At 35.5% G+C, this 17,967-nt stretch carries 20 protein-coding genes; 5 read left to right on the top strand and 15 right to left on the bottom strand.

The genetic code is table 11. From position 1 onward, the window contains the following. Positions 1-363: 363 nt before the first annotated feature. Positions 364-1,419: an LLM class flavin-dependent oxidoreductase gene (locus MKY09_RS17970; protein ID WP_342567250.1), complete on the top strand. Its 1,056-nt coding sequence runs from the start codon at positions 364-366 to the stop codon at positions 1,417-1,419. A gap of 46 nt (positions 1,420-1,465) precedes the next feature. Here MKY09_RS17970 and MKY09_RS17975 read toward each other — a convergent pair whose 3' ends face one another. The 3 genes from MKY09_RS17975 to MKY09_RS17985 all read right to left on the bottom strand — a co-directional run bounded on the left by MKY09_RS17975 (position 1,466) and on the right by MKY09_RS17985 (position 3,738). Beyond that, positions 1,466-1,852 carry an Hsp20/alpha crystallin family protein gene (locus MKY09_RS17975; protein ID WP_342567251.1) on the bottom strand — a complete coding sequence of 129 codons (387 nt, stop codon included), beginning with the start codon at positions 1,850-1,852 and terminating at the stop codon, positions 1,466-1,468. Between the two features lie 162 nt (positions 1,853-2,014). Next, a complete protein-coding gene (locus MKY09_RS17980; protein ID WP_342567252.1) occupies positions 2,015-2,824 on the bottom strand; it encodes an undecaprenyl-diphosphate phosphatase in 810 nt (269 codons plus the stop codon). A 152-nt stretch (positions 2,825-2,976) separates the two neighbouring features. After that, positions 2,977-3,738, bottom strand: a complete 762-nt coding sequence (locus MKY09_RS17985; protein ID WP_342567253.1) for a glucose 1-dehydrogenase — start codon at positions 3,736-3,738, stop codon at positions 2,977-2,979. Positions 3,739-3,998: 260 nt separating this feature from the next. Here MKY09_RS17985 and MKY09_RS17990 point away from each other — a divergent pair, with 260 nt between their 5' ends. From MKY09_RS17990 to MKY09_RS18000, 3 genes are all read left to right on the top strand, one after another. Next, positions 3,999-4,346 (top strand): PadR family transcriptional regulator, encoded by a 348-nt coding sequence (locus MKY09_RS17990; protein ID WP_342567254.1) that lies wholly within the window; start codon positions 3,999-4,001, stop codon positions 4,344-4,346. Then, on the top strand, positions 4,333-5,340 hold the full coding sequence (locus MKY09_RS17995) for a hypothetical protein (protein ID WP_342567255.1): 1,008 nt from the start codon (positions 4,333-4,335) through the stop codon (positions 5,338-5,340). The genes MKY09_RS17990 and MKY09_RS17995 overlap by 14 nt, the downstream gene beginning before the upstream one ends. A gap of 448 nt (positions 5,341-5,788) precedes the next feature. Further along, on the top strand, positions 5,789-7,192 hold the full coding sequence (locus MKY09_RS18000; protein WP_342567256.1) for a DHA2 family efflux MFS transporter permease subunit: 1,404 nt from the start codon (positions 5,789-5,791) through the stop codon (positions 7,190-7,192). A 118-nt stretch (positions 7,193-7,310) separates the two neighbouring features. On the opposite strand, the gene MKY09_RS18005 is transcribed toward MKY09_RS18000, so the two are convergent. The 7 genes from MKY09_RS18005 to MKY09_RS18035 form a co-directional block, all read right to left on the bottom strand. Then, positions 7,311-7,616 (bottom strand): metalloregulator ArsR/SmtB family transcription factor, encoded by a 306-nt coding sequence (locus MKY09_RS18005; protein ID WP_251556978.1) that lies wholly within the window; start codon positions 7,614-7,616, stop codon positions 7,311-7,313. A 417-nt stretch (positions 7,617-8,033) separates the two neighbouring features. After that, complete coding sequence (locus MKY09_RS18010) at positions 8,034-8,981, bottom strand: cation diffusion facilitator family transporter (protein WP_342567257.1); 948 nt, start codon at positions 8,979-8,981, stop codon at positions 8,034-8,036. Positions 8,982-9,190: 209 nt separating this feature from the next. Next, the gene (locus MKY09_RS18015; RefSeq protein WP_169358343.1) at positions 9,191-9,661 is read right to left on the bottom strand and encodes a YjdJ family protein; all 471 of its coding nucleotides are present in this window, start codon (positions 9,659-9,661) and stop codon (positions 9,191-9,193) included. A gap of 136 nt (positions 9,662-9,797) precedes the next feature. Beyond that, positions 9,798-10,337, bottom strand: a complete 540-nt coding sequence (locus tag MKY09_RS18020; protein WP_169358342.1) for a PadR family transcriptional regulator — start codon at positions 10,335-10,337, stop codon at positions 9,798-9,800. Between the two features lie 44 nt (positions 10,338-10,381). Further along, complete coding sequence (locus tag MKY09_RS18025) at positions 10,382-11,572, bottom strand: ABC transporter permease (protein WP_342567258.1); 1,191 nt, start codon at positions 11,570-11,572, stop codon at positions 10,382-10,384. A gap of 305 nt (positions 11,573-11,877) precedes the next feature. Next, positions 11,878-12,621, bottom strand: coding sequence for a hypothetical protein (locus MKY09_RS18030; RefSeq protein WP_342567259.1), 744 nt, complete (start codon positions 12,619-12,621; stop codon positions 11,878-11,880). Beyond that, positions 12,611-13,315, bottom strand: coding sequence for a hypothetical protein (locus tag MKY09_RS18035; RefSeq protein ID WP_342567260.1), 705 nt, complete (start codon positions 13,313-13,315; stop codon positions 12,611-12,613). Before MKY09_RS18035 ends, MKY09_RS18030 begins: the two co-directional genes overlap by 11 nt. 199 nt (positions 13,316-13,514) lie before the next feature. On the opposite strand from MKY09_RS18035, the gene MKY09_RS18040 reads away from it, so the two are divergent. Further along, a complete protein-coding gene (locus MKY09_RS18040; protein WP_205963966.1) occupies positions 13,515-13,892 on the top strand; it encodes a hypothetical protein in 378 nt (125 codons plus the stop codon). Positions 13,893-14,066: 174 nt separating this feature from the next. Here MKY09_RS18040 and MKY09_RS18045 read toward each other — a convergent pair whose 3' ends face one another. The 5 genes from MKY09_RS18045 to MKY09_RS18065 all read right to left on the bottom strand — a co-directional run bounded on the left by MKY09_RS18045 (position 14,067) and on the right by MKY09_RS18065 (position 17,352). Beyond that, positions 14,067-14,186 carry a YjcZ family sporulation protein gene (locus MKY09_RS18045; RefSeq protein ID WP_169358338.1) on the bottom strand — a complete coding sequence of 40 codons (120 nt, stop codon included), beginning with the start codon at positions 14,184-14,186 and terminating at the stop codon, positions 14,067-14,069. A gap of 155 nt (positions 14,187-14,341) precedes the next feature. Further along, on the bottom strand, positions 14,342-15,106 hold the full coding sequence (locus MKY09_RS18050; RefSeq protein ID WP_342567261.1) for an ABC transporter permease subunit: 765 nt from the start codon (positions 15,104-15,106) through the stop codon (positions 14,342-14,344). Next, the gene (locus tag MKY09_RS18055) at positions 15,103-16,020 is read right to left on the bottom strand and encodes an ABC transporter ATP-binding protein (protein ID WP_298471265.1); all 918 of its coding nucleotides are present in this window, start codon (positions 16,018-16,020) and stop codon (positions 15,103-15,105) included. Before MKY09_RS18055 ends, MKY09_RS18050 begins: the two co-directional genes overlap by 4 nt. Next, positions 16,021-16,233: a PLDc N-terminal domain-containing protein gene (locus MKY09_RS18060; protein WP_240949579.1), complete on the bottom strand. Its 213-nt coding sequence runs from the start codon at positions 16,231-16,233 to the stop codon at positions 16,021-16,023. Next, on the bottom strand, positions 16,234-17,352 hold the full coding sequence (locus tag MKY09_RS18065) for a helix-turn-helix transcriptional regulator (RefSeq protein ID WP_342567262.1): 1,119 nt from the start codon (positions 17,350-17,352) through the stop codon (positions 16,234-16,236). It abuts the gene before it with no gap. Positions 17,353-17,967: the final 615 nt, after the last annotated feature.

The following is a 17,967-nucleotide window of genomic DNA, read 5'->3' on the forward strand; positions in this document are numbered from 1 at the left end:
CAACATTAATTTGTCACACGTTTGGTGAAATCCTTAATATGGGGATAACTTTCAGAAGTATTTTATAATAGGGATAACTATGTGTATAAGTGCATAACTTTTTAGAAATTATCTACATTCTCTCAAAAAAGATGTTATAAATTTTTGAATATGTGTGTAACTTTGTGGAGAAAGTCTAATTTTTACTATAATGAGCTGCTACATATTTTCTTTTGGGGAGAAGCTGTTTATAAGTTTGTTTTTCTTTTTAAAGATAGAACACCTTTTAGATAAGACAAAAGCTTTCCATTTTAAAGTTTTCTTTAGTATCTTTAATTTACTAGTTATCTTTTTTAAACTGTAAACTTGGAGAGGTGACGATAATTGCAAAACTATAGAATAGACCAAAGCAAAGGCTTAGAGTTTGGCCTTTATACACTAGGGGACCATATTCCTAATCCCCATACTGGTGAACGTATTTCTTCCGCTCAGCGACTTAACGAAATAATAGAGCTAGCCAAATTAGCCGAGCAGGCAGGGCTAGATTTTTTTAGCGTAGGGGAAAGTCATCAGGAGTACTTTACTACACAAGCTCATTCCGTTGTTTTGGCTGCTATAGCACAAGCCACGGACACACTTAAAATTGCGAGCTCTTCTACGATCATAAGTACCTCTGACCCAGTACGGGTTTATGAGGATTTTGCTACAATTGATTTAATCTCCAAAGGTCGCACAGAGATCATTGCTGGCAGGGCTTCCCGAGTTGGTCTTTTCGATTTATTGGGCTATAACGTAAGAGATTATGAAGAGCTCTTTGAAGAAAAATTTGAGCTGCTCCTTCAAATTAATAAAGAAGAGATCATAAACTGGAGCGGTGAATTTCGTGCTCCATTAAGGGATGCACAGGTTATCCCTCGCCCACAAAACGGTTCTTTACCAATTTGGCGAGCTGTTGGTGGACGTCCAGAAAGCGCGATCAAAGCAGGACATGCAGGCGTTCCAATGTTTATAGCAACATTAGGTGGTCCTGCTACTAGCTTTAAAGTTTCCATAGATGCTTATCGAAATGCAGCTAAAGAAAGTGGTTTTAATCCTGAAGCGCTTCCTGTTGCAACTGCAGGATTTTTCTACGCTGCAGAAACAACCCAACTAGCCCAACAAGAAATTTATCCTTATCTCAACCACGGTCTCCAGCTAATCAACGGGCATGGTTATCCTAAGCATCAATTTATGCAAGGCGCCGATCCCCATGATGTGATGAATATCGGAAGTCCTCAACAAATTATTGAAAAGATCCTCTATCAGCATGAGGTTTTTGGCCATCAACGATATATTGCACAAATGGACTTTGGTGGGGTGCCTTTTGAGAGTTTAGTGAAAAACCTCGAACTAATAGGCAATGAAATTCTTCCGGCTATTAAGAAATACACAAGGAAATAACATACATTAAAAAGGAGATCCCAAACTTGGAGATCTCCTTTTTTATCTATTTTAACTTTGGCATTCTAACCTCTAGTTGGTTATTTTTATAGTTTACAATCATGTCTTCCTTAGAAACCAAGCTCGGAAGTGATACAGAACGGTGAAATCGACTTACGTAATGTGAATTTCTATTGTTTGCCTCTTCGGAGTGGTTAATCATGCCATTTATCATTAGCATGTTGTTTACCACTTCAATTTCTAGATTACTATTTTTAACCAATCCAGGAATATTACATAATGCAACAATTTCATTATCCGTTTCCTTCATATCCATATGCAAGCTTCCGAGTTGCATCTCCTTAAAAAGGGGAAGCTCTCCAAAAAAGCGTTCTATTTCTTTAAATATATTATTGGTTAGCTGATTAAATGGATCAGACGGCAGTAATGACATAGACTTGCCTCCTCATTTTATTTGAAGGCGGTACAAATAGTTTGTACATCACCTTGCATCTCCTAACCTTTATATATGCAATTTAGCTGCACCCATCTAGGCGACCTATTTAATTCATAAAAAAAAGAAAGAGAGGTAAGAACCCTCTTCCTAGTTGTACTTTTAAAAGAATATTAACAACAGAGTACCAACGGCGAAGCAATAATAAGTAAAATAATGCAGCTTCCCATTCTTCATGATTCCCATAAACCATCTCATAGCAAAATAGGACATGATAAATGTACTTATAAATGCAGCCAAATAAGGAATTACCAAGTCTGCCTTGTTTGGTTCATCGATAAAATCAGACAAACCAAGTACAACTCCTCCCAAACTTATCGGGATATAAAGCATAAAGGAGAACCTTAGCGCCGTTTCCTGTTTCATCCCTACTGCTATCGAGGAAATAATGGTAGCTCCTGATCTACTGATACCAGGTGTTAAAGCAACTGCTTGTCCTAAACCAACGATCCAAGCATCCTTGGCTGTCAGGTCTTTTTCTCCTTTTGTCCCCTTCATATTTCGGATGGTCCATAAGGCTAACCCGGTGATGAAAAGCATTATTGCAATTACCGTCAGACTGATGCTTTCAGCTATCCAGTCACTCAACAGAACCCCTAATATGCCCGCTGGAATCGTCCCAATAATTATAAAAAGCACAAATCGAAAATCACTTTTGTAACGCGTGTCTTTCTTCTGCACATAGGAAATAGAATTTGTTGCTAGTCTAATAATATCCTGTCTATAAATGAGCAAGATAGCCAGCAAAGAGGCTGTGTTTGTTAGTATCGCAAAGGTGAAGCCTTGTTCTCCTACTCCTAGTAGCTCACTAGCAATCATAACATGCCCACTCGATGAAACCGGAATTGGCTCTGTAAAGCCTTGAACAAGTCCAATAATAATCATTTTTAAAGTAAATATGAAGTCTTCCATTATTCCTCCTACCAAAACATTTATAATTTATACTGACGTAAAAGTAGAGATTTTGTTTCACTTGCCCATTATATGCTACAAAGTATACTGAAAGTAATATTTCCTTTAAAAATAAAAAACTCCCTAGAAAATATCTAGAGAGTTAATATAAACTAGTAAGCACTCCATCCACCATCAGCTGTTACTATAATGCCATTGATAAGTGAAGATTCGTCAGAGGCTAGGAATAGAGCGATATTTGAAATGTCCGATACTTGACCTGCTCTTGTCATCATTCCAACCCCTCGTGTAGCTTGCTTCATACCGAATGGATCTACATTATCCATAGCTGCTGCGAATCCTGTTTCTACGTGTCCAGGTGCAATGGCATTGGAACGAATACCAAGTGGTCCATAATGCGAAGCAACATTTTTAGTCATACCAACAACAGCATGCTTAGCTGCAGTATAAGTAAGTCCACCACGACCACCCATTACACCTGATAATGATGCCATGTTGATAATTGTGCCACTTCCGTTCTTTTCAAAATGAGGGAGCACTTGACGTATACAGCGCATAACACCTGTTACATTAATATTCATAACACGGTTCCATATATCATCCTCGACATTAGCGGCTGCTTGCATATTATCACCTACACCTGCATTGTTCACTAATATATCGATGCGCCCAAAATGCTCAATTGTGGAGGAGATCATCTTTTGCACATCCTCCTCATTTGCAACATTCACTTTAACACCAAAAGCAGAAAATCCTGATTCCGTTAATTCATTTACAGTAGCTTGCAGAGCTTCTTCGTTAAAGTCCGCAATTACTACATTAGCGCCTTCTTTTGCATATGCAATTGCAATTTCCTTACCAATTCCAGCTCCACTTCCGGTGATTATAGCAGTTTTGTTTTCTAAACGTTTCATTTTCAAGCTCCTCTTAAAAGTATTAGATTCATTGTTATCTTAGTACAAAAAGATTCAACTATACAAAAAATAAGTCTACCTCTAGCTACAACATGAAAAAACAACAATATTAAAGAGATAATAACTAATTTTAATTCCTTTATATAATTTTTTTAGGAAAGCCTACATAAAATATTTTTTTTCTAATAAAGTACTATATACGTTATAATTTGTCATCCAATAGTGTATGTTATACAGTATAGAAAATGAGGTGAGAATAATTGGTTAATTTGTTGGATTCATACATGACTGAACTTAGAAGAGGAACGCTTCCTTTAGCAGTATTAAGTCAATTACGAAAACCACAGTACGGTTATTCGTTAGTTCAAGGATTAGAAAGTGCTGGAGTTTCTATTGAACAAAGTACACTATATCCTTTACTTCGTCGTTTAGAGAAACAAGATCTATTAACTAGTAGCTGGGATACAACAGAAAGCAGACCAAGAAAGTATTATGTACTAAATGATTATGGCATAGAGGTATTTGAACAATTAAAAGGAGAGTGGGAGAAAATGACGTTAGAATTGAAGTCACTTTTAGAGGGAGATGATTTGAATGAATTTGATTGATGCTTATGTGTATGAGGTAACAAGAAGACTTCCTAAAAAATCACGAGATGATATTGCAATGGAGTTAAGATTTTCAATTGAAGACATGCTTCCAGACAGCTATACAGAGAAGGAAGTAAAAGAGGCGCTAGCTAAAATGGACGATCCAGCTGTTTTGGCAGCAAGCTACCGCGATAAGCCTATGTATTTAATCGGTCCTAAGGTTTACGATGCCTATATAGAAACGCTGAAGCTAATTTTCCCTTGGGTCATCCTTATCTGCGTTATCTTAAATATTGTTGCTAGCATTGGAATGTTTAATGGAGAGGAATCAATACTAACAGTTATTATTAATACAATTACTGACACTATTGTCAACGTCATCTATGCCGCCTCTCAGGTGTTTATATGGACCACTATAGTATTTGTCATTGTTGAACGAGTCGGATTATCTAAAAATGACCTACCTTTAACGAAAAGAGGTACTCCATGGTCACCAGACGATTTAAAGGATGTCCAAATCATTCCCGCTAAAAAAATCATATCTACAGGAGAAATTATTTTTAGTATTTTTTGGATTACTGTCTGGGCAATCATTTACTGGAATGCTGACCATCTGTTAGGTATTTATAGTTCTTCAGATGGTAACGGCTTACAACTAGTCATGCCTATATTTGAACAAAATGTATTACTATCTTATTGGCCAATAGTAGTTACGTTTATTGTCCTAGAGGTAGGACTCGTACTTTATAAGTGGGTGGTAGGTCAATGGACTAAAAAAGTAGCTTTAGTAAATGGCATTATCCATATACTTAGCACGTTTGCTTTTCTCATAATTTCAAGGAACGCTAATTTATATAACGAGGCTGCCCTTCCTTATATAGAAAAAACAATCATAATAAACAACGTTGTTTTGAGTAATGCAATGGATGTATTATGGATAATCATCGCTGCCTCTATCGTTATTTCCCTTATTATAGAAATAGTAGAAAGCTATAAAAAGGCTAAAATTTAATCTAGTCACTTAACCCTCCATGCTAAACCGCTGGAGGGTTAAAACTTTTCGAAAATTATACTAGCAACAAGAAGTTACACTATCCTTCCTCATCTCCTTATTACTAAGAACTCTTTACCCCCTTATTTTTGTCTAAAATGTGAATGAGATAAAATTTAGTATAAAAAAAACACTTACATCGTATGAAATTATTTTGTTATAGTAACAACTAGACCGGTCTGAACAAAAGAAAAATGTTATAAAGGAATATCTAAATCGCTTATAGTCGACATACAGTGATTACTATTTTGATTAAAAATAAAAGAAAGAAAGAATAGATTACCCATTAATAATTATTTGAACATATCAACATTTAGACATGAACGTTTACAATACTAAACAAAGAAGTATTCCCCTTAAGACAAAGTCTAGGGGAATATCTATTTTATAGAGGGAGTTTCAAATATAAATGAATAAACAGATCAAGACAGGACCGATAATGGCTGCTCTTTTAGTAGCAGGATTTGTCGGACTTTTTAGTGAAACCGCATTGAATATTGCTTTAGGAGACTTAAGTTTAATATTTGATGTTAAACCTACAACCATTCAATGGTTAGCCACGGGTTACTTTTTAACTTTAGGTATTTTAGTACCTGTAACGGGAATTCTGATGCAAAAATTTACAACACGTCAAATGTTCCTTACTTCTATTTCTTTATCCATTATCGGAACTATTTTAGCTGCAGTTTCACCGACTTTTAGCCTTTTGCTAGTTGGACGTATTATTCAAGCAGCAGGATTAGCGATCAATTTGCCATTAACGCAAAATGTCATCTTTACTATTTTCCCTCCTAACAAACGTGGTGCTGCAATGGGAGTAATGGGACTAGTTATGTTAGCAGGACCAGCATTAGGTCCAACGATTGCTGGACTAATTTTAGATACACTATCATGGGAATGGATCTTTTGGGTAACCATTCCGTTCTTACTACTCTCTGCTATCATCGGCTTAGTGTTCTTGCCTAATGTTAACGAAATTCGAAAAGTTTCTATAGACATTTTATCTGTTATTCTTTCAACGCTTGGCTTTGGGGGCATTGTATACGGAGTAAGTGTTGCCGGAGAACATGGCTGGACGAGTACAATCGTTATAACATCCATTATTGTTGGTGTGATTGCATTAATTCTGTTCTCTCTTCGTCAAACGAAAATGGAGAATCCAATGCTGAATTTGAAGGCCTTTAAATATCCTTTATTCGTCTTGGGAGTTGTAATGAGCTTTATCACATTCTTTAATATGCTATCATTGCTTGTTGTTTTACCTATGTACATGCAAATGGCATTATTAATGCTTGCCTTTACTACTGGCCTGGTATTACTACCAGGAAGCTTGTTGAATTGTATTTTAGCACCTACCATCGGACGGATGTTTGATAAGTTTGGTCCAAAAGCTGTAATAACTCCAGGTACTATCTTTGTTGTTATTGGGTATATCCTTTATGCTTCATTTGGTACCGACACAGCTACATGGTTATTAGTTGTTACACATATTATCATGATGCTTGGTATCGGTATGGTACTTGCTTCTACGCAAACAAATACACTAAATTCATTGCCTAGAGAATACTATCCAGATGGAATAGCATTAACTCAAACAGTTCAACAAGTAGCTGGGGCAATGGGTATTGCCATCATGGTTTCAGTGTTGTCTGCAAAACAAAGTAGCTATTTAACAACGGTTAATGATAATTTAGCAGAGGCAACTGCTTCTGGCTCATCATTCGTATTTACCCTAGGTTTAATATTGGCAATCGTAAATCTTGTGCTATCTCTATTTATGAAAAAGCCAGGAGAAGTAAGACTTAAAGAATAATACAAGCCCTCTCTACAAATAAAAAGCTCCGAAGATTTACGTAAAGTAAATATCGGAGCTTTCTTTTTGGTTACAAGCAACTTTGGAATGCAAGTAGAAGCCTAGCCAAAAGATTAAGTTAATGCTTGGCATGGCTCACAGCCTGATGCAATAAGTTCATCACGTGATCATCATCGCTTGAATAGTACATGGTAGTTCCTTCACGGCGAAACTTTACTAAGCGCAAGTTCTTTAAAAAGCGAAGCTGATGAGAAACCGTTGTTTGCCCTAAATTTAATGATTCAGCTATTTCATTGACAGAGTGCTCTTCACAGCATAAATAATTTAATATTCGTATACGAGTAGGATCACTTAGTGCTTTGAACGTCTGGGATACAACGAAAAGTGTTTCTTCATCTAAATCATGCTGTAACTTTTCCTCCATTTTATACCCTCCTTATTTTTTTAGTTAGCTTTGTTAAAGATATGAGTTTATTTTGACTAACAATTCTTTTTTATAGTGACTGTAAACATAAACAAAGGTACTTTCAAATGTCTGTTAAATATAAATAGATGATGAAATTGGGGTTGGTGACCATTTTGAAGCTTTGTTTATTCGAGTAAATTATTAGCGATTTATCGATGATAAAGATGTTCCATTTATTGATTGGAGCGCCAGACGGCGACTCCAGTGGGATGAGTGAGACAGATAAGACATCACAACCGCGCGCGTTAGCGACGGGTGATGGCTTATCGCTCACCCCACGGAAAGCGTCCGGCTGGGGCGGAAATCAATTCTACTCTCTGATTTAATATTTCTTTGCATCCTAAATCAACCATAACCTTTAACATAGCCATTTAGTTAGTGGTGATGATGGTGGTGAGCTCCTGTGTCTTCTGCCTTTGTTGTACATAAAATAGATGAATCATGTTTATGTGATTCTGTTTCCAGTTGAATAGTCACATGCTGTATACTTTGATGAGCTAAATCGTGCTCTACTTTTTGCAGGAGTTTTTCACCCTCACCAATTGTCATTTCCTTTTTCACAACCACATGGCAGGATAGTGCATTCAAGCCACTGGTTATAGACCAGATGTGCAAATCATGGACACTTTGGATTTCAGGGTTTTGTTCGATTGTTTGTACAATGTTATTTATGTCTACATTTTGTGGGGTACCTTCCATTAGAACATGGAGAGATGCCTTTGTTACAAAGTATCCACTTCTTAATACAAGCGCAGCGACAATCACACTAGCCAATGGATCCGCCCATCCCCATCCAAAGAACATGATGAGTAATGCAGCAATGATTGCTCCGACTGAGCCTAGCATATCACTAATAACATGCAAGTAAGCTCCTCGCATATTTAGGTTGTCTTCTGTGTCACTACCTCTCATCATGAACCATGCTACAAAAATATTAACCGCTAAACCAATAGAACTAATGATTAACATCCCAGTTGTAGCAACCTCTGGTGGATTAGCGAATCGCATAAATGCTTCATAAAAGATAAAGAATGCAATCCCCATAAGCGTTAGGCCATTGAGCACAGCTGCTAAAATTTCAAAGCGCTTATATCCATATGTTTTGTTACTATTTGCAGCTTTTTCTCCAAGGCTAAACGCCAATAATGCAATGGCCAAAGATACAGCATCGCTTAGCATATGTCCTGCATCTGAAAGAAGCGCCAAGCTGTTGGTCAAATAGCCGCCGATTGCCTCTACAATCATATAGGTAAAAATGATAAAAAAAGAAACGAGCAATACTATTTTATTGGCACTGTGTGTGTGATTATGATGATCCGACATAATAACTCCCTGCCCTCCATTAAAGTAAAACTAAAACTTATATATGATTATATATTCATATATACATAATATACTCTCTTTATTATTTTGTAAACGGGATGGATTCACTAAAGGCATATTAAATTATGAATGAAAAAAAGCCCACACTAGTGAAGTATCGGCTTCTGGTTTAGCTCTTATAATATTTAACTATTTATGGAACAGGGCATTTAAGTTGTTATCCCCTTATTTTTGTTGGTAACAAGTAAGATAATTGCTACACCAATCGCTAAAATTCCTATTAAAAGAGAACTGTAAAAAAATATGGTTAGACCTATCGTCGGGGAACCTGATACTAAATTACATAGAACCAAGAATACAATTCCGACAGAAGTTAGAAAATAAGAAAATAGCTTTGTTTTACCTCTAAATAATATGTAGCCGATCAGTATAATTAAATACGTTCCACTTAATAGCATGGTTAAAGGATAGGCAGGTGAGAATTTAGCTGCATATATAAAATAATCTATTGTTAAAATATCATTTGCTTGGTTTACAGACCCATTGATCCACTTTGAAAAAACCGCTGTATGCTTCCACTCCCATATAGCCGTTGTCAATGTACTTCCCTCATACCAAGAAGCAATTGTAGAAAATATTAACAACATCAAACCAATGACCACTTGAATAAACAGTTTCAAATACTTCACCTCCAATTATACCCATTATACAATTTCCCACGATATTTACTCAATTTTATAACCAATCTATAAAATGGAATTCTACTCTAAAAATACAAAAGGGTCATTCAGCTATCGAATTAGCTGAATAACCCTCTTATATTTCATTGCTTTTAATACGTCTAATTAACTCCTCGATCCAATGCGAGGTATGATCGTTCTTATCTGAAAAATATTCTCCAAGATAATTGACTAAATGCTCTTTCTTCTCTGTTAACTGCACTTGGTTTTCTAAGTTTTTTATGTTATCCCATCGTTCCTTGAGAAGCGTTATTTTCTTTTCAAGTATCTCAATTACTTTTTCGCGATCAACATATTCTATATTTGCTAGAGCGATGACCATCCCGCTAATTGTATCTGTATTCTCAAATAATTGATAAATTTTTTGTGGTAAAGCAGCTTTACCTTTCTTAGTTATCGCAAATACTTGTTTATCGGGTCGGTGCTCTTCCTTAATAATTTCTACCGGTTCAATCAGTCCTTGTTTTACCAAAGATTCAAAATGATAATATAGCTTACTTTCTGTCACTCCCCCTAATTGATCTAAGGGAATTGGCTCTGAAAGCTCTTTTTTTAACTTATATGGATAGTTATTATCCTGCATTAATTTGCCCAATATATATATTTGAATTGCCATTATAGTACCGCTCCTTTGGCAGAATTATATTCATTGTAGCAAAATCATGCAGTAATTTCAGTATTATTCACAACTTCCTTTGTTTCGCTTATTGAAGTTTTTTCTATTGGAACTGGTTTATGGACAAAGGCTACAAGCAGCATATTTATTAACATTGCTCCTAAACCGACCGCAATCATGCCCCATACATAAGGTGTTGGGCTAATACCTCCATACATATTAGCAAAGTATGCTTGTACAGAGTAATACATTGGGGAAATATAGCTTACCCACTCGTACGGTCCATACATCATGTCTCTTGTAATGGTTGCTCCATTTGCAATGGTCTGTACTAGTAGGACTGGTATGTTCAGAATCATACCACCCTCCCCAACAAGGAATATAAACATTGCCGTAAAGTTAAATGCTACCATATAGTTTAAAACTTGCTGACCAAAAAGACCTAAAAATAAATCTCCACTAGGTTCATTTACTAGATAGGTAATCCCCATTGCTGCAAGAGCCGCAAGTACGGCAATCATTAATGCAGTCAATTGCACGTAAACGAATAAACGAGTTTTGCTCGCTTTTCCGCGGCTCTCCTTGAAGGAAGCTACTAATTGCATTGCTGCAATCATTGCCCCTACATAACCTGCCATTGTTAAGAACATCGGAAGCATGTTGTTATGCATACCATCCGGGATGTCATTGATCGTTACTACGTTTCCAACATAAGATGTTTCAATCGTTTCTGCCATTGCAGCAGCTTGGTCTTCAGGAACATTAAAGTTCATTAACACTCCCTTTGCGGTCTGCTGAGAAAACTGAGCGCTTAACTGATTGTTTATCTCCGTGACAATAGACGTCATGGAGGAAGAAACAACTGTTGCACCCGCTTCGTTAACAGTGAAGTCAATACTGGATGATACTTCTCCGTTCTGCATGTTTGCCGAGAAATTTTCAGGAATGTGAATTACTAGAGTTACTTCATTTTTCTCTAGCTGTTCTAACGCATTCTTATTGGACAAATCTGTTTTAATCTCTTCAAATGGTAAACTTTCTTTTAATTGGTCGGCAATCACCGAGCCATATTCACCGGCATCCTCATTGACTAGGGCTATTGGAAGTTGATCGATGTTACCTGGGATCGCTGTATACCCTGGAAGAAAAATCCCCAGCATAGCAACTGCATAAAATATCCCCATAAAAATGGAAGCAATAGCTCCCTTTGTTTTCAAAAATTGTGTAAACTTCATGTGTTTTAATTTCCTTCTTTCAAATAATATTTACTTTTAATTAAACTTCAAACAAAGTACTTTAATTAGAGTACTTTAATTTGAATTCTTTGTTAGTATAAGCCCATCTTTTTAGATAATCAAACAATAAAATCTGAATGAGGATATATCTTCCATAACTTTGTCCATTTTAAGAATAGCTTTTTTCTTCCCGACAAATATAAAAAAGAGCTTATTCTGAAAAAAATGTTCAGGATAAGCTCTCTTTTAATTAGTTATACACTTGCTACTTTATTTGCTTTAAGTGGATCTATTTCATTTATTCATCAGGGACGCTCTAGCTGTTCTTCGTAAATGCTTATTACATAATCCATTTGATAATCCGGCTCTTCCACCCAGTGCCCTGACTGACTAGCGCTACGTTCATTTCTTTTTAAATTTGCATCAAGCCCCTGCTCATCTAGTGTCTGTCTTCCAAAGTAATACGTTGACTGTGGATTTGACATAAAATCAAATACAGTATCTTCTTGGATAGAAGAAATAGCAGTTATAATTTTATACCATTCCTCTGGGAGAGGCATTACTCCATATGTTTTATTCATTAAGCTTACATTTTTGTGAAGCTGAATACTTGGCGTATAAATACTAATATCTCCAGATACTCTATACGAACGGTTCTGTAATAAATGTATATTCATCTGAGTTACTTCGTCTTGCGCTTCAAAATGCCAGACAAAGTAATAACTAGAGGGATCATTCGGTCGTAGCTTCCATACCCTTACATCATCATCCCACTCGTAGGCGACTAACTTCCATTCGAAATGATTAAAAGCCCAATAACTAATTCCTCTCTGACCACTCTCCGTTATAAAAGGAACAAAACGGTACGATTTTTCCAAATCTATTATATCTAATACCTGCACAGGACTATTAATATCCTGTCTATTTAGTATTTCTGTTACCTTCTCCATGGTTAAAAAGGGTGTTGGCTCTCGATTAATAAAGAAAAGAATACCCATTCCAATGACTACAGCAAAGGAAACTATAACTATCCATTTCTTATTCATCATTGCTGCCCCCCTTTATAATGGAGTGATCAGAACGAAAATAGTATTGGTTTTTACTAGTAGACACTAGCACCCCTTTACCATTCTTTTCTAGATAGATAGTTGACTCTATCCCACTTCCCCACTTAGATTTGTGATCTACAAGTAGGTATGGAAAACGTTCTTTTGCTTTTGTCGAATCACTATTAAAATAGGTTTCGTTATACCATTCCACTGTAAAAAATTCATCACGCTTAAATTCAGGTAACTCTTTCTTAAGTGCTCCCGTTTTCTTACTTTGTTCTTTAGCAGTTGGGTGGATAGCAATAACCCTTACTTCTTCCGGATTACTAAGATAGGTTGCTAAATCTTCTGATGGATATAGCAAGTAATAAATTGGCCAAGAAAAAAGATACGTCATTAAAAACAAATAATTACTCCAAAAACCCAACCAAGCAAAGGTTCTGTACTTTAACCAGGCGCCTTCTTTTTTGTGTAAAAAGATATATAAAATCCAAATGCCTAGCGGAAAAATGGCTATAGAAATTTTTCGTTCTAAAAAAGAAAAGGTATAATCTATAGAAAATAAGCCAAGCAGTAAAACTACATACAGTCGCCAATTTTTCCATGAGATTTCCTTCTTCTTAGCTATTTTAAGTATAAATACAAAAATGATTAACCAACTTAATAGAATAGTGATGTAATGTAAAATGTCCATAAACCAATTCCTTATATAGTTATATGAGTTAATTATATACAAATTATTACACGTAAGATATAAAAAAATAAATATGAATCATGTTCATTTTAGATGGGACTTAAGAAAATAACTCATTTATCATTCTAATAAAAGTCTAAGTTCATATTACTTTTTGTCATATATTATAAATAGGTTTACTCTGTAAGGAGGTGAGTACATGCCACTTTTTTCACCAGTTCCAAGAAGATCCTTTCCTCCAGGTTATAGACAAGGGTTTGGCCCTCCTTATCAAGGGCAACAGTTCGGTCCTCCTTACCAAGGGCAACCTTTTGGACCTCCTTACCAAGGACAACCATTTGGGCAACCTTTTGGACCTCCTAATCAGGGGCAACAGTTTGGCCCCCCGAATCAGGGACAACCATTTGGGCAACCTTTTGATAATAGATGGAACCAGCCTTCTTCCAATAATTCTTCCCCAGGCTTTTTAGGAAGACTGCCCAATCATATCAACACACTTGCGGGTCACGCCACTACCTTACAAAATGGATATAACATGATGAGACAATTAGGATCTGCTATAGGCTTGTTTAGGTAGTTAAAAGCCGATGTTCCTCGCTATTTAAGGACATCGGCTTTTTGTTTATTATTTTCTTGTAATATTTTTGATTTCATCTAAAAAAAACAACTAACTCAATGAAGAGAAAGTCGATTTTTTTTAGAGAAGGTTAAGAATGGGATTTACTTTTTAAACTTAGTTAGTATTAACTAACTAATAAATGAATGATGCTCCCACAATAATAAGTAGGATAAATAACACTACAAGCAGTACGAAACCTGATCCGCTATTGCCGTAACCCGATCCTCCGCCTTGATTTTCATATCCAGACATTTACTATTCCTCCTCTCCTCCTGATACTTATAGATTATGTAAGAAAAAAATTATGGATAAGGTAATTTATTACATAATCAAAAAATAATTATTGGAGAAAAGAGAGAATCTGGGTAAAAGAGGTTTGTGTAGGACTTGCACCCATTAACCTGTTATTATAGTTGTTTTTTATTGAAAATAGCTATGGAACTTAAAAGGATTATGAAAATACTTGCAACGGTTAGCCAAATAACCATTGTAAAATCTTCTTTTCCCATAGCACCAGTTAATATTTCTACATTACTCGTTGCTAGTCGGATCGGGTTGTATGCTTCTGTTTTCTCAAACATATTTAGTAGTAATAATGCTACAAATACAATTCCTGAAAAAAGCATCGGCATATATGTTGATGCTGCTAAGACATTTCCAAACAAAAATACAGCAATCATTAAAATGCCAAATAACCATAGACAAAAAGCAGCAAAATAGTAATGCGAAACAGTACTCATGTCCCAATAATAAGATGTATATGCGAATGTCGTCCAAAAAGCAAGAGCATAGCTTAGTGTCCATATAAGTGATATAGCTGTGGCTTTTGACCAGATAACTGTTTTTCTTGAAAGTCCCTTTGTTAACATAAGGATAAGGGTACCTTTTGATAACTCTGAGGATAATGTGGTGCTAAATAAAATGATGAACAAAATAATACCCATTTGTGAAATATTTTTATAAAACTGTATCCAAGAGTCGAGAGCAGTTGGCTCTGGAATATCCATTACTACTCCTGCTGGCATAAACTGTTCAAATAATACAGGCATTAATTTTGCAGTTAGCGGGCTCATAATGCCAAGACCTAAAAAAATAGTGACTATAATCCACAATTTATAAGTACGATGTGATTCCATTAATTCTTTTTTTATAAATGCTTGAAATGATTTCATTTAACCACATCCATAAATATATTTTCTAATGATTGCTCCATTTTTTCTAACTTTTGCGGAAAAACATGCGCTTCCTGGAATGCTTGCAAAACTAATTGCTCTGTAAAATGGGTATGTTTAAATTGCAGACTCATTTTCTCCTCTTTAAAATTACTATCATTCAACAAATTTTGAATACTTGATAATCCGCAAAATTTGTTTTTATCATCCTCTGTTCCAAATTGAATATACAATTGATCAGATTGATATTGCCTTTTTATAGCTTGTAGATCTCCCTCCATCACAATTTTACCTTCATGTAACACAGCAATATCGTCACAAATACGTTCCACATCAGATAATACATGTGTTGAAAAAATAACCGTTGTTTTCTGCTTTACTTCATGTAAGATGTCTAGTATCTGTTTTCGACCAATTGGATCCAATGCTGAGGTCGGTTCATCACAAATTAATAATTTAGGCTCATTTAAAAGTGCTTGCGCAATTCCTAGACGTTGCTTCATCCCTCTTGAATAAGTACTAATCCTACCAGATTCGTTAGCCAATCCAATAAGATCTAACAATTCATCGCTTTTCTGCTTCGTATATGGTTGCTTCAAACCAGTAATTTGACCACATAATAGAAGGTATTCTCTTGCAGTCATAAAGGGATAAAACATTGGAACATCAGGTAAAAATCCAATGTATTTATTGGTTTTCGTCTCACCGAAACGAACCAATTCTCCACAAATATTTAAACTACCTTCATCTGGTTGTAGTAAACCTAATAACATTTTCATTGTAGTCGTTTTTCCTGAACCATTTCTGCCAAGAAAGCCAAAGACTCGATTCTCTTCAACTGTAAATGAAATATCATCAATTACCTTTTTTTCTCCGAATTGCTTCTTCAGTCCTTTCACTTCAACAATGGACATTTATTTATCACCCCGTCCAAATACGAAATAAATAACAGGACCAATAAATTGAAAGAAGAGTACTACGATAATCCACATCACCTGGTTTCCAAACCTATATGTCGGGTGCTTTATTACATGAACTACTGCAAAGATGGCCAATCCAAACTGAATAATAATCAGTGGTAATAAAAATGGTAAATATTCTATTAATGTTGACATGTTGCTCTCCATTTACTTTTTTCCTCCTAATGAAAATTTTAAATTTTCGACAAGCAATTTATATAAAGGATCCTCTTGAATAAAACCGAAGGCCGGTTGTGCGCATACGCTTTGCAGCATACTTTCTTTAATCACTTCATCATCCCGCACTGCATTAATACCTAAATCTAAATTTTCAAGCCAGTCATCAATTAACGTAAAAAAATTATCTCCATGTAATGTAAATGGAAAAATGTCAGATGTGCAAACCCCTACATATCTTTCCAACCAGTACAACGTTTTCTCTCGATTCCCTTGCATTGCGTATCCTTGAGCAGCTGCATAATAAAACTGCAACACGATATTCGGATGCAATTCCTTTAATCCAAAAATAGAAGTAATCCCTTCCATGCGCAGAATGGTTTCTTCGAATTTCTCTTGATCGTCAATATTTAATAACATATATGAATGAGCAGTTCCTGCTAGACTTGATAAGCTTTGATACATATTCACTTGTAAGGTGCGTTTTGCTTGCTCTACATCACCCATGATTTGAAAGGCATTAGATAGTACAATTTCATCGCCAACAGCAGGGCGTAACGTATCCCCTAACAAAGACAATACTTCTTCAGGTTTCTTTAATAATAAATAAATGACTGCTTGTAACGAATTTGCCTGTTTATTAAGCCAAACATCATCACTTTCTTGCTTAATCCTTACAAACAGTTGAGCTGTCTCTTCTAAAATAGCTTGTTGTTTTTCCTCCGTTGGTGCGAGCATATAATGATTCAAATAAAGAACACCCATTTGCAGTAAGAAGGGAAAGCATGCATAATACTTTTGAATTATACTTTGGCTTTCCTCGTATACTAAATCAAAATCCTGTTTACTAAATTTTGTAGCAAGCTCGTGATATTGTTTCTTTATCTCATCCTTCGTTAACTGCGGTGCATAACCAATCAGTTCGTCAATCGTTATATTATAAAATGATGCAAGCTTCGGCAGAAGTGTTATATCTGGATAAGTTTTACCTGTTTCCCATTTGGATATAGAGGCTTTGGAAACACCTATAAATTTTGCTAGGACATCTTGTGTAATTGCTTTTTCTTCTCTTTTTTTTATAAGTATTTGACTAATCGTAAGTCTCATCATACTCATCTCCTTCATCCTTACCTACATTGTACTAATCACATGAATAACCCTCAAACGGTTTATTGTTAACTTAAGTTAAAAAAATTAACCTGCAGGCAACATGTCAATAATTAGAGGTTTAGCAAACGAGGACGATACATGCATTTATACTAACAGGTTGTGATGAAAGTAATCCCGACTGTACTTTTTAGAGCACTCAAAAAAAGGGAGCCGGTATAAAAATTCTTATTAACCCCCTAGTAAAACGAATTTTTGTCTATTTATAAAATAGTGTTTTCTTTACCATGTATATAACTATCTATTAAATCTTGAGCCTATTTTTGTTTCTCGTTCCTAGATAGCCTTGTTTTATAAATTGGTTCTCCTTAAAAATATTACTACTCCTCCTATTGTTACAAGAAGAGCATTTTAATTGAGTAACCCACCTTTTATAATCCATAAGTAAAAGCCGATGATCCAGTTAATGGGTCATCGGCTTACGTTTATCTTATCTCACCTATCTTTACAATCACTTTGTCTAAAGTATTAGATAAATACAATATAAAATTTAAAACTGAAGGACTGATGAAATAACGGATACTTAAAGAATCCGTATTAGAGCTACTTAGAAGCAAT

This window comes from Psychrobacillus sp. FSL K6-4046 (genome assembly GCF_038624605.1).
Classification (GTDB): Bacteria; Bacillota; Bacilli; order Bacillales_A; family Planococcaceae; genus Psychrobacillus.

Excerpts from the sequence above, each read along its gene's own strand:
- MKY09_RS18055 (WP_298471265.1), bottom strand. The coding sequence starts at position 16,020 with ATGTCCATTGTTGAAGTGAAAGGACTGAAGAAGCAATTCGGAGAAAAA.
- MKY09_RS18050 (WP_342567261.1), bottom strand. The coding sequence starts at position 15,106 with ATGAAATCATTTCAAGCATTTATAAAAAAAGAATTAATGGAATCACAT.
- MKY09_RS18035 (WP_342567260.1), bottom strand. The coding sequence starts at position 13,315 with ATGGACATTTTACATTACATCACTATTCTATTAAGTTGGTTAATCATT.
- MKY09_RS17985 (WP_342567253.1), bottom strand. The coding sequence starts at position 3,738 with ATGAAACGTTTAGAAAACAAAACTGCTATAATCACCGGAAGTGGAGCT.
- MKY09_RS18005 (WP_251556978.1), bottom strand. The coding sequence starts at position 7,616 with ATGGAGGAAAAGTTACAGCATGATTTAGATGAAGAAACACTTTTCGTT.
- MKY09_RS18025 (WP_342567258.1), bottom strand. The coding sequence starts at position 11,572 with ATGAAGTTTACACAATTTTTGAAAACAAAGGGAGCTATTGCTTCCATT.
- MKY09_RS18010 (WP_342567257.1), bottom strand. The coding sequence starts at position 8,981 with ATGTCGGATCATCATAATCACACACACAGTGCCAATAAAATAGTATTG.
- MKY09_RS18040 (WP_205963966.1), top strand. The coding sequence starts at position 13,515 with ATGCCACTTTTTTCACCAGTTCCAAGAAGATCCTTTCCTCCAGGTTAT.
- MKY09_RS18030 (WP_342567259.1), bottom strand. The coding sequence starts at position 12,621 with ATGATGAATAAGAAATGGATAGTTATAGTTTCCTTTGCTGTAGTCATT.
- MKY09_RS18000 (WP_342567256.1), top strand. The coding sequence starts at position 5,789 with ATGAATAAACAGATCAAGACAGGACCGATAATGGCTGCTCTTTTAGTA.
- MKY09_RS18045 (WP_169358338.1), bottom strand. The coding sequence starts at position 14,186 with ATGTCTGGATATGAAAATCAAGGCGGAGGATCGGGTTACGGCAATAGC.
- MKY09_RS17995 (WP_342567255.1), top strand. The coding sequence starts at position 4,333 with ATGAATTTGATTGATGCTTATGTGTATGAGGTAACAAGAAGACTTCCT.
- MKY09_RS18020 (WP_169358342.1), bottom strand. The coding sequence starts at position 10,337 with ATGGCAATTCAAATATATATATTGGGCAAATTAATGCAGGATAATAAC.
- MKY09_RS17980 (WP_342567252.1), bottom strand. The coding sequence starts at position 2,824 with ATGGAAGACTTCATATTTACTTTAAAAATGATTATTATTGGACTTGTT.
- MKY09_RS18060 (WP_240949579.1), bottom strand. The coding sequence starts at position 16,233 with ATGGAGAGCAACATGTCAACATTAATAGAATATTTACCATTTTTATTA.
- MKY09_RS17975 (WP_342567251.1), bottom strand. The coding sequence starts at position 1,852 with ATGTCATTACTGCCGTCTGATCCATTTAATCAGCTAACCAATAATATA.
- MKY09_RS18065 (WP_342567262.1), bottom strand. The coding sequence starts at position 17,352 with ATGATGAGACTTACGATTAGTCAAATACTTATAAAAAAAAGAGAAGAA.